Source organism: Phycisphaerae bacterium, from assembly GCA_035384605.1.
GTDB lineage: Bacteria > Planctomycetota > Phycisphaerae > UBA1845 > PWPN01 > JAUCQB01.
Genome location: DAOOIV010000148.1, coordinates 1 through 10,483 on the forward strand (window position 1 = coordinate 1; position 10,483 = coordinate 10,483).

Annotated in this window: 8 protein-coding genes and 1 tRNA gene; 6 read left to right on the forward strand and 3 right to left on the reverse strand. The window is 61.5% G+C overall.

The annotated features are described in order from the left end of the window. The first annotated feature begins 492 nt into the window (after positions 1–492). The gene (locus PLL20_20130) at positions 493–681 is read left to right on the forward strand and encodes a hypothetical protein (GenBank protein ID HPD32310.1); all 189 of its coding nucleotides are present in this window, start codon (positions 493–495) and stop codon (positions 679–681) included. 151 nt (positions 682–832) lie between these two features. Here PLL20_20130 and PLL20_20135 read toward each other — a convergent pair whose 3' ends face one another. Together PLL20_20135 and bamE are read right to left on the reverse strand one after the other, a co-directional pair. Continuing rightward, positions 833–1,666 (reverse strand): type II secretion system protein, encoded by an 834-nt coding sequence (locus PLL20_20135; protein HPD32311.1) that lies wholly within the window; start codon positions 1,664–1,666, stop codon positions 833–835. Between the two features lie 153 nt (positions 1,667–1,819). Continuing rightward, positions 1,820–2,125 carry an outer membrane protein assembly factor BamE gene (gene bamE, locus PLL20_20140; protein HPD32312.1) on the reverse strand — a complete coding sequence of 102 codons (306 nt, stop codon included), beginning with the start codon at positions 2,123–2,125 and terminating at the stop codon, positions 1,820–1,822. A 137-nt stretch (positions 2,126–2,262) separates the two neighbouring features. Between bamE and PLL20_20145 the strand changes: the two genes are divergently transcribed. After that, positions 2,263–2,345, forward strand: a tRNA-Leu gene (locus tag PLL20_20145). 286 nt (positions 2,346–2,631) lie between these two features. Beyond that, the gene (locus PLL20_20150; GenBank protein HPD32313.1) at positions 2,632–4,266 is read left to right on the forward strand and encodes a nucleotide sugar dehydrogenase; all 1,635 of its coding nucleotides are present in this window, start codon (positions 2,632–2,634) and stop codon (positions 4,264–4,266) included. Here PLL20_20150 and PLL20_20155 read toward each other — a convergent pair. Continuing rightward, entirely contained in the window at positions 4,238–4,714 is a 477-nt protein-coding gene (locus tag PLL20_20155; protein ID HPD32314.1) for a transposase, read from the reverse strand. The two genes, PLL20_20150 and PLL20_20155, sit on opposite strands and share 29 nt — an antisense overlap. A gap of 842 nt (positions 4,715–5,556) precedes the next feature. Here PLL20_20155 and PLL20_20160 point away from each other — a divergent pair. The 3 genes from PLL20_20160 (at position 5,557) to PLL20_20170 (ending at position 9,522) form a co-directional block, all read left to right on the forward strand. Next, complete coding sequence (locus tag PLL20_20160; GenBank protein HPD32315.1) at positions 5,557–6,129, forward strand: nitroreductase family protein; 573 nt, start codon at positions 5,557–5,559, stop codon at positions 6,127–6,129. A 557-nt stretch (positions 6,130–6,686) separates the two neighbouring features. Further along, complete coding sequence (locus tag PLL20_20165; protein ID HPD32316.1) at positions 6,687–8,492, forward strand: hypothetical protein; 1,806 nt, start codon at positions 6,687–6,689, stop codon at positions 8,490–8,492. Between the two features lies 1 nt (position 8,493). Next, positions 8,494–9,522: an extracellular solute-binding protein gene (locus tag PLL20_20170; GenBank protein ID HPD32317.1), complete on the forward strand. Its 1,029-nt coding sequence runs from the start codon at positions 8,494–8,496 to the stop codon at positions 9,520–9,522. The last annotated feature ends 961 nt before the right edge of the window (positions 9,523–10,483 follow it).

Sequence of the window (10,483 nt, forward strand, 5' to 3'; positions counted from 1 at the left end):
CGTCCGGTTCGGAGGGAGGGGGGACGGTCAATCCGTCCTTCCTACCCCTATCTTGCGGGTCCGCTGGTCCCAGATTCCTATCTGGGACCACTCTTCCGACGATTTCGCTGGTCCCAGATTCCCATCTGGGACCCTTCTGTTGACGATTCCCATCGTCATTCTCACCGAACCCGTCGTCTCAAATTTCAGATCAACCGTGCCGCGAGGAGGCGTCCCCGTGTACACGCCGGTTTGCGCGGGTGCTGCGGCCGACATCTTTTGCCGCCACGGTGTCAGTTGCGTTATCCGACTGTCTGTGCTTTAATGGCGTCGCCGGATCTTGTGGCGGCATCTGCCGCGTGCAGCGGCGTTGTCAGCCCAGACTCCAGTCGGCAGTCTCGGCCGGTCGCGGATGCCACCGGAGAAGATCGAGTGACTGAGAAGCTGCCCGTCCGATGTGGGCATGGCTGCTGAAAGACAAGAGTCCTTTGGGCCGGGAAACGGAGTGCTTAGATGAAGCTTCATCGCATCTACAGATTCGTGTTGCTGGCGGCAACGGGAGGTGTGGTCTTTCAGGCCACATCGAGCTGCTCGACCGAATTCAGCAGTACACTCTCAACGGCGCTGCAGCAGGTGATCATTTCCGCCTTCGAGGCAGTGGTCAGGGCTTACCTGAATCAGCTTCTGTACGGGACCATCTGACGTCCCCCGAAAGAACCGTTCCATTCCGGGACACGCGCAGACGGCCGGAGATCCGGCAGGCGGCTTGGCGACGGATCGAGAGCCCTGTTCCCGCCAACGCCGCGAGCTTTGACGGTTCATCGGCCGCGGACGGACTCAGCCACGAAGATGGCTATTGCCTCCTTGAGAGGAAGCTGTGCACCCAACAGCGGTTGAGGAAGCTGCGAAGGTCCCATCTCACGTCGGGGCTGCTGGGGAAATGCGCCTTGACGAATCCGTGCGGATCGCTCACCCACTTGGCATGGTAGTCCGTGAAGGCCACGTTGTGCCCTGTCGTGTGGGGAATGACCTGCGGATTGTCATACAGGAGGGCTTGTTGCTTGCCGAAGTAGACTCGCTCATCTCCGGGGGGTTCCACCGTGGCTCGGTAGTCCTCCTGCCACTGCTTGTAGTCGCCCCAGGAGTCGCCGTAGATCGAGAGGCCGGGTACGTAAGTGAAACTCAGCGTCCCGTCGTCCGAGGGGGCATGCGCCGGGCGAACCGACATGGCATACATGTATCCTCCCCACGTAAGGTACGGAACCGGGCCGGGGTTCTTGAACGTCACCCATCCATACGAGGGATCATCGTAGTTGCGTTCCAGGTTGCTGGGACAATAGAAGAACACGCCTTCCTTCCCGCAGTATTTCCCATAGAGGAGCCCGGCGTTGACGGGCAAACTGCGTGTCCCCGGCCTCGGCCTGCCCCAGACCTGTTCGTCGGATTCCCGAAGGCTGTAACCAGTACCGCCGTGCAGCGGCAGCTTGTGCTTATGGTCGGCCGCATAGGCGGCAAAGCCCAAGCACTGTTGGTGAAGATTGGAGAGACAGACGGTTCGGCGGGCCCGCGCTCTTGCATTGGACAACGACGGCAGCAGGATCGCGATCAACATTGCCAGGATCGCGACGACGACGAGAACCTCGATCAACGTGAAGCCGTGACGATTACGGTAGCCGGCACGAATCATGTTCGTCACCTCCGCCGATTGCGGGCCCGATGGGCAGATCCTGCCGCCCCCGCACGCCACCTGAGGCGGACCGCCTTTTTGCGGGCCGCAACCCACGCGCTCCGCGATCCAGAAACATGCGCGCAAGCCGCACGGATCTCCGGCCGTAAGCTTTTACGGTACGTTCCAATGCGTGACGCGCCCGGTCCGAGGGTCAAAACGCACCATGCCCGCCCGCGTGCCCTCGGTATACTCCCAGAACGTGCCCTCCATCGGGTTCGTACGTTTGGACTTCGGCTCGCCAAGGACGGTCCGGACTTGGTCCTCGGTCATCCCCTCCCTCAGCGCGCTCCAACCCGCAAGCCCGTTCGCGGGGCCACTCTGCTTGTGCCTGCACGAAAAGACGGATGTTGACAAGACAATGCAGAATGCCGCGATCAAGGCGAGGCACGCAGCCCCGATGGCGATTCTCTTGATCATGTTGCCAGTACCCTCTCATCAGAATTGTCGGCTCCTGGCAACTTGATGCTAACAAACCAGGCGGGCCTCTGTCAACAAGAATCGCGTGCGTGCGCCAACTTGAGGCCGAATCCCAGGGCACTGTAGAATGGCCGCACGGGCCGGTGGCGGAATGGCAGACGCTGGGGACTTAAAATCCCCTGTCCGAGAGGACGTGCGGGTTCGATTCCCGCCCGGCCCAGTCTTTCCGGGGCAATCTTCGGGACAGATCTGAGCTTTGAGGGACCGCGTCAAGCTGCCTCGCGATTGCCGATTCAGCGGTGGCGAGTCCCCTCTTGCCACCTGGCAGATGTCCATGATCTGATTCGTTGCCTTCCTGGGAATGGTTTGTGTCTTGCCGTTGCGGTGCTTACCGGCAGTTGAGGTGACCACTTTGCCGGCCTTGTCGCGCCATTTGACCGCGCCGGCCGGGGCGGTTACTTTGCCGGTCCAGTCACATTAGCGGTATTGCATGCCGGGAGGTTGATATGGAGTATTCGATCAGTCCCGATGGCGAACGGTTTCCGCTCCCGAGTGAGGCGGACTACGCCGCGGAGTTTGAACGGTTGCAGAAGATCGTGGCCGAGCAGCGCCGGCAGGGCCGCGAGATCGTCGTCGTCGTGGGCGTGGGCTTCGTCGGGGCCGTCATGGCTGCGGTCGTTGCCGATACCGTCGACAAGGCGACCGGCAAGCCGAGCAAGTTCGTCATCGGCATGCAGCGGCCGAGCCCGCGGAGTTTCTGGAAGATCGGCTACCTCAACCGCGGCATCCCTCCCGTGAAGGCCGAGGACCCGGAGGTGGATGCCATTATTCCTCGCTGCGTCAAGGAAAAAGGCACACTGGTCGCCACGTACACAAACGAGGCGCTCAAGCTGGCCGACGTTGTGGTCGTGGACGTGCAGTGCGACTACATCAAGAAGGACCTGGGCAATCTGGTCACCGGTCACACGGACATGGCCGCTCTGGAGAAGAGCTTCGAGGTCATTGGGCGATACATCCCCCCGAGTTGCCTCGTCCTGATCGAGACGACGGTCGCCCCGGGCACCACCGAATACGTCGCGTTTCCCATCCTCAAGCGGGCATTTGAGGAACGCAAGGTTGAGTCCGAGCCCTTGCTTGCCCACAGCTTTGAGCGGGTCATGCCCGGCCGCAACTACGTTGCCAGCATTCGCGACTTCTGGCGGGTGTGCAGCGGCGTCAACGAGGAAAGCCGCCGCCGTGTCACGAAGTTTCTGTCCGAGGTGCTCAACGTCGAGAAGTTTCCTCTCACCGTCCTTGACAGACCCATCGAAAGCGAGACCACCAAGATCGTCGAGAACAGTTTCCGGGCCACGATGCTGGCCTTCCTCGACGAATGGAGCCTTTTCGCTGAACGCAACGGCGTCGATCTGATCAAGGTCGTCAACGCCATCAAGGTCCGGCCGACGCACAACAACATCATCTTTCCGGGGCCCGGCATCGGTGGCTATTGCCTTCCCAAGGACGGCGGCCTGGGCATGTGGGCTTACCGGCACCTGATGGGCTTCGAGGATGACATCTTCAAAATCACGCCGACCGCCATCAACGTGAACGATACCCGGGCGCTGCACGTTGCCGAGCTCACCCGCGACGCCCTCCGCAACATGGGCAAGATCGTGGCGGCGGCCCGCATCACCCTGCTCGGGGCGGCGTATCGCGAGGACGTCGGCGATACGCGTTACAGCGGCAGCGAGTTGGTGGTCCGGAAGCTCACTGAGATGGGGGCCGAGATGCGCGTCCACGACCCTTACGTACAGCACTGGTGGGAGCTGGAGGCACAGGACACGTACCCATCGCCCGGCCACAGTTGGGCTCGCTTCTTCCGCAACCAGGAACGCCTCAAGGACATTCGAGTCCAGAAGGATCTTGCCGAGGCCCTCAAGGGGGCCGACGCCGTGATCCTCGCCGTTCGTCACAAGCCGTACCTGGAACTCTCGCCGGATGATGTGGTCCGAATGGCCGGCCGGCCGACCTGCGTCATCGATTGCTTCGGTATTCTCGATGACAACCGGATCCGCCGCTATTTCGAATTAGGTTGCGAGGTGAAAGGTCTGGGTCGAGGTCATGTCAAGCGGATCAAGGACGAAGTGGCCGCTCGACGATGAAGTGACCAACACGGGCGTCCAATGAAGCGTGTTCCTTCGGCAAGCCTGTGGCAACCGCGGGAGATGGGGCGGCGCACGGCGAGTTCCAGCAGGGTTGGGGAGTGAGGTGTTGGCCGCTGAGCGCGTTCGGGTAGTTCCTGGGTATCCGGTGTTCGGGCTGGGCGGCGAGCTCTACGGCGCGGTGCCGCAGTTCGGTCAGGCAGTCGAAGGGGTCGATTTCGTCGCTTTGGCAGGTGTGTATGAGGCTCATGAACAGGTCGCCGACGTGGGCCCCGTGCAGGGTTCTGTAGAACAGGGCGTTTTTTCGATGCAGGATCGCCCGCTTCAGAGTCCGTTCGACAACGTCGTTATCCAGCAGGGCTCCGGGCTGACGCGCGAAGACGGTCAGCTTCTGCCAGTGCTTGGGCAGGTAGGTGATGGCCTGGCGGGGGGCCGAGTTGGGTTCCACCGGCCGGTCCTCGAACTGCCGCGTGCATCAGGTTCGGAGCTGCTCCATGACCGGGCCCGAACGCTTCCACGCTTACAAGAGCACCATGGTGGTACACACGGCAGTGGCACACTGGCCGGCCACTCACCCGCGATACGAGGGCAAGAGCCTCTCACCGGCCGGCTTGTTCCAGGTCGCTCAGCGACCCTGGCGGGCTGCCACGGTACGCTGCGGTCTCCGCCCCGAACGACAAGCCCCGATCCGAGCCAACGCCGCCGGTGTTCACGCCGACGCTGCCCGCCGGCGACGTCCACGATCGCTCAAGCAGCCTTCCAGTGCCTGGGCTGAGTCCTGCTTGCTGAATTGCCCGTGCCAATCTTCATGCGGGACCGCCGCCGCAAGCTTTTCGGCATCGAAAAGCGGGCACTTTGAGGGTTGCATCGTAAGCGACTCTGTCTGCTTGCCTTTTGTGGCAGAGGCTGATGTTTTCCAGGACGCAGGTCGGTCGTGGGTTTGCTGCCGGCTGCACCGCGAACCGTGAGCGTCGAGGCCCGAAGGCGTTCTCGGCCGGAGACTTACGTTTGCTGATAGCGCCGCCTGCTCGCTGAACGGCGACGGACTTACAGGAGGGTGTATACGAGCGGAAAGGCGTGGAAAGGGATGATACCGCCGGCCAAGCGTGCCGGCGGTGGGGTCGGCATGAGGCTTTTTCACGCCCGGTGGCAGGGCACCCGCAGCGGAGAAGGAAAGAGATGCTGACGGTCTCTTGTTGCCTGGGACGTGAGGCGACACTAGGATTCCTGCGAACAGGAACGGGCGAGTGTGAGGGTTTGTCTGCCGGGGTCCGCGGCGTGGAGAATGCGATGATTCGAGACCTTGTTCTTGCCAACAGAAGTTACCGTCGTTTTCAGCAGAGCCATTCCATCGACATGGCCACGTTACGGGAACTGATTGAACTGGCGACGTTGTGCCCGTCGTCCGGCAACTTGCAGCCGTTGCGATACGTCCTTTCGTGCGAGCCGGACAAGAACGCCAAGATCTTTCAACACTTGGCTTGGGCCGGATACCTGACCGACTGGACGGGTCCGACGCAGGGCGAACGCCCATCGGCGTATATCATCATCCTTGGCGACTCACAGGCTTGTCACAGTATCAACTGCGATCACGGCATCGCTGCTCAGACCATACTGCTTGGGGCAGTCGAAAAAGGTCTCGGCGGTTGCATCATCGGCTCGATCCAGCGGGAAGAACTTCGAAGGGCGCTTGACATTCCGGAACGCTATCAGATCCTGCTGGTTATCGCACTCGGCAAGCCGGCCGAGAAAATCGTCCTTGAGCCGGTGACGTCGGAAAGCGACATCAAGTACTATCGCGACGACGGCGGCGTTCATCATGTTCCCAAACGATCGGTGGATCAAGTGATCCTGGGACTATAGCACGGCTCAGGGGTCGGGGGCCGGTCGTCGGCTCGGCCGCATCGTGCCGACCAGCGGCTCTGCCCCGGCCTGTCTCCATTTCCGGCCATCGTTCACCGCCGTGGTAAGACATCCTTCGGCGGGACATGAGCAACTCGCGACCGCTCGCCAAACGCCGACAGGTGAAACAGGTAGAAGGTAAACTCCTTGCATGTGCGGCGGCGGGTTGGCCTGGTGGCCGTGCTCATCCCTTTCGGTCTTCGGGCACTTGCCCGGAGCCGAGCCTGCGGGAGGTCGCCGGCTCATAAGACACTGTCAGGTCCGCGTTTCCTGGTCTTTCTGTTGCGATGGTGGTGACCCGGATGGTCTGATTCTATCCCTGGAACCCTGAACAAAAGCTGTCCCGGAGCGTCTAATGCCGGGAGGATTGCGTAAGATCCGGTCTACCAGCGTTGTCTATTGGTATGCCAGAGGGTACCATGAATTGGTGCGTCGAGGCGGCCGATAGCAGGACAGCGGGGGGGCGGGCCCGGATCGACGCCGAACCGGGCAGGGGGATGTTGACGAGGGACTGAGCCATGTCGGAGCTTCGGAAAAAGGCCAAGCGGGCCCAGTTGCGGCTGTGGTGCAATCGCTGGTTCTCCACGCTCGGATGGTCTTTGGCAGGGGGGGCGGCGCTCTTTGTTCTCCTTGTGCTGATCGATCGTCTGTGGCTGGTGAGGCCGGACGCCGAAGTGCTGACGGGTTGGGTCTGTCTGGGGTTGCTGGGCGCCTCGGTCGTCGCCTCAGCGGTCTGGACCTTCTTGACCCGTGAGACGCTGTCGGTTGCCGCAGCCGCGCTGGACGATGCCGCCGGTTTGCGGGAACGCATCAGCAGCGCGATCTACTGCGAGAAGATGGATGACCCCTTCGGGCAAGCCGTTGTGGCCGATGCCCACAGGGTAACACATGGCCTGACGGTAGGTCGTCATTTGCCGCTTCGTTTCCCTCAGTCCGCCAGTTACGCCGGCCCAAGCCTGCTGGTTGCCCTCTTGGTTTTCTGGCTTTTCCCCGTTGTCGACTTGGCCGGCAGACAGGAAGCTCTGCAGAAACAGCTTGAGCAACAGAAGCGCGTTGAGCGCGCCGCCGCGCTGGTTCAGCCTTTAATCGACAAGCAGGTCGAGACTTTGCGGAAGAGATATCCCGCTCTGGAACAGGAGATGCAGCAACTGGCCGCCTTGAAGAACGCTCCACCAGCCACGCGGCCCGAGGATGTTGCCAAGGATCCTATCAAGCAGGTCAACAATCTCGCTCGGCAGATCGAGAACAAGAAAGAGAACCCCGATCTGGCCAAGATCGAGGAGTTCCAGAAGATCGCCCAGAAGCTGGAGGCTCGGCAACGTGGGGACAGCGCGGTCAGCAAGCTGGTTCAGGCCATGGCCCGGGGTGACTACAAGAGCGCACAACAAGCGCTTGAGGAGATGAAGCTCGACCTGATGAAAGCCCCAAAGACCGACGAGGACAAGCAGAAGGCCGAGGAACTCAGGAAGCAGATCAACAAGCTGGGCGATCAGCTCAAGGAGCTTGCCGAGAACGATAAGAAACTCCAACAGGAACTGGCCAAGACGGGCATGAAGCCGGACGAAATCGCCCGGGCTCTCGAGCATCTGAAGAAGCAGGACCTCGACGCTCTGAAAGAACAGCTCAAGAAGCAGGGGTTGTCGGAGAAGGACATCCAGAAGCTGGCGAACCAGCTCAAGAAATGCCAAGGCGGTTGCCAGATGGCCGGCAGGCTGGGAGACAGCCTGAAGCAGGCGGCCCAAGGCCAGCCGGGACAACAAGGTTCGGGGCAGGGATCCGAAGCCGGGTTCACCGACGCGGCCGACCAGTTGTCGGATATGGAGGCCTTGCAGCAGGAGATGAACCAGCTCACGGCAGCGGCCAGTGATCTGCAGCAGATGCAGGATCAACTGTCGCAGGCCGGACAATGCTCGGGACAGTGTGATGGGATGGGGTTGGGCGAGGGCCAAGGCCAGTTGAAGGAGTCGCAGAGCGGCATGGGTCCACTTGGTCAGGGACGGGGCGGCATTGCGCCTAAGACTGAGACTGGTGCCAAGACCACGGCTCAGAAGGCTAAAGTCGAGTCGCACCCCGGCGCGATCATTTCCACCCAGTTTGTCCATGGCGAGCAGATTGCCGGACAGGTGACCGACGAGTTTGTTGAGGCGGTGATCTCCAAGGAGCGGGAGGTCTCGGATGCCATCAATCGCGAGGCAATCCCGCGCCAGTACCACAAGAGTGTGAGCAAGTACTTCAGCGACGCCAGAGAGGGCCTGCCTGCCGACCGGGTCAAGGCCGTCGAGAACAAGTTCGAAGGCGAAAAGCCGGCCGGGGAGGCAAAGTGAGATGGGTGGTTTCTCATTTCCGCGGGCGCAGGCGATTTCGTGCGCCCTGGCGGCGGCCGCTTGTGCATTCCTTTCCGGGTGCGACCAATCAAGCGACAAGCCGGCAGTCACTCTCTATACCAGCGTCGATGAGCCCTTCGCGCGAGAAGTGATTGCAGCCTTCGAGAAGCAGAGCGGCATTCGGGTGGCGATCAAGATCGACAGCGAGGCCGGGAAGACAACCGGGCTGGTTCGACGAATCGATGCCGAGCGCAACCGCCCGCAGGCCGACGTTTTCTGGTCCAGTGAGCTGTTCAACACCATCAAGATGGGGCGGCAAGGCCTGCTGGCCGAGTATCGCCCGCCGGCCGAGGGGATTCCCGATCGCTACAAGGACCCGGCCGGCCGGTGGACGGCCTTTGGCATGAGAGCCCGCGTGTTGGCGTTCAACACCTCGAAGGTCAAGCCCGAGGAGCTTCCGACCCGGTGGCGCGAGATCGCCAATTCCCGCTGGGCAGGAGTCCTTGGCGTTGCCGATCCGCGTTTCGGCACCACCCGGGGGCACTTTGCCGCCTTCCTGGCCGCATGGGGGGAGCCGACCTATGCGGAGTTCGTCGAGCAGTTGAGCCAGACGCTGGGCGATAAGCTGCAGGACGGTAATGCCGCCGCTGCTCGGGCGGTGGCCAGGGGCGAACTGCACATCTGTGCCACCGATACCGACGACGTCTATGTTCGTCAGGACGCCAAGGAGCCGATCGACATGGTTTTCCCTGATATGGGTGACGGCGGCACGCTGCTGATCCCCAACTCGGTTGCCATGATCGCCAATGCTCCTCACCCGGATGAAGCAAAGAGACTGATAGATTTCCTGACCTCAGAGCAGACCGAACGAATGCTGGCCCGGAGTCCATCGCGCAACTACCCCGTTCGTGAATCGCTGCGCAAGGAACTGAGCATCACTCTCCCGCCCGAGGCGAAGCTGACATTCGAGCAGATTGCCGACGCTATGGACAAAGCCATCGAATTGGCGGGCAGGAAGCTGATCAAGTAGGCATTGTTTTGTGTTTTGACACCTTCTAATAAAAAAGTCTTCTAAGCTCGCACGACTGTTTCCCGACCCGTGCCCGAGGCAAAGCGCAGAGGGGCCCCGTTCAGCCAAGGACAGGGGCTCGGTTTCCAACAGCGGGGCCGATGGGAGTGGATGTTGCCATGGGAAGTCGCAAGGCTCGTGCTCGCGGATCCCGCGGCTTTGTGGTGAAGCGCCTTGATATCGGCCGCATGATCAAGCAAGCCGCTCAATCGCCGGAGGCGCCGAAAACGTGGAGAAGAACCTCGACAACAGGGGAACCGGGAAACATCGGCCCGCAGATGAGGCCGGACGGACCCGGATGGCCGGGCGATCATCGTCCGGCTCGCCCGGCGTCGCCTCTTATCTTCTGCCCCCCGCCGCTCCTCAAAAACGAGCTGCGTCCCCGTCTCAACATTCGGTCGAACTGGAGGTCAGGGTGAGACTTGCCGTCAATCACCGTGTCGGACAACTGTGCGGCCTCGTGCGCGAGTATCCCAAGGCGCTCGATCCCAGAGCAATGTCGGCGGCGGTTGAAATGCGCGGGTTTTCGGCGGTTCAGGCCGCAGTGGTGGTTTTGGTTCTTCTCGGACGTGATAAGTGCAATAGGCTACTTGCGGCTCAGACTGCCAAGCGAACTCAAGAATCCCCTCGTGTGTCCCGACTTCTCGCCCGGGAGCCAAAGTCTGCACCGTCCGCAGCAGGTTGGTGACCGTTCGACGCCCGGTGACCGGAATCGCGGCGAACAGCAGAATGACGAATCAAGGGTAGATCGGCCGGGTGAACGCCGGTGCGAATTCGCGGATGAGCGGCTCCGCCGCTTGTGGTATGGTTCTCATGGGCGCCTCCGAGCCCGCGTACGATGGGCAAGGTGTTCATGACTCATTCCCGGCTGCCAGCGTCGTTCTGAAAGTGCAGAGATTTCGCCGGTTTGAATATGTAGTCT